At 59.1% G+C, this 518-nt stretch carries 1 pseudogene; it reads right to left on the bottom strand.

Annotated features, from left to right (window positions below):
• A pseudogene (locus RU87_RS09525) lies at nucleotides 1–466 on the bottom strand (IS5-like element ISPst7 family transposase); the annotation flags it as partial.
• Between the last annotated feature and the right edge of the window lie 52 nt (nucleotides 467–518).

Genomic DNA, 518 nt, shown 5'->3' with positions numbered 1-518 from the left:
CGTCCTTGTTCTTGGTCGAACTGGGCGCATTGATCAGCGTTGCATCGACGATGGTGCCCTGGCGCAGCGACAGGCCGCGGTCGCCCAGATAGCCATTGATGACAGCGAGGATGCCGGCCGCCAGCTCGTGTTTCTCCAGCAAGCGGCGGAAGTTGAGAATGGTGGTTTCGTCGGGGATGCGCTCCAGGTTCAGCCCGGCAAACTGGCGCAGGATCGTGGTTTCGTACAGCGCTTCCTCCATCGCTGGATCGCTGTAGCCGAACCAGTTCTGCAGCAGATGCACACGCAGCATCGCCATCAACGGGTAGGCCGGACGGCCACCTTCACCTTTCGGATAATGTGGCTCGATCAAAGCAATCAAGCCCTTCCACGGCACCACCCGATCCATCTCGATCAGGAACAACTCCTTGCGGGTTTGCTTGCGCTTGCCAGCGTACTCGGCGTCGGCGAAGGTCATCTGCTTCATCGGGAAACTCGGTGGGTGGGGTCGCGGTATTTTGCCAAATCAGAAAGTCTTT

It is taken from the genome of Pseudolactococcus plantarum (assembly GCF_002441715.1).
Classification (GTDB): Bacteria; Bacillota; Bacilli; order Lactobacillales; family Streptococcaceae; genus Pseudolactococcus; species Pseudolactococcus plantarum.
The sequence above is the reverse complement of the archived record's forward strand: the minus strand, read 5'-3'. Positions and strand labels throughout refer to the sequence as shown.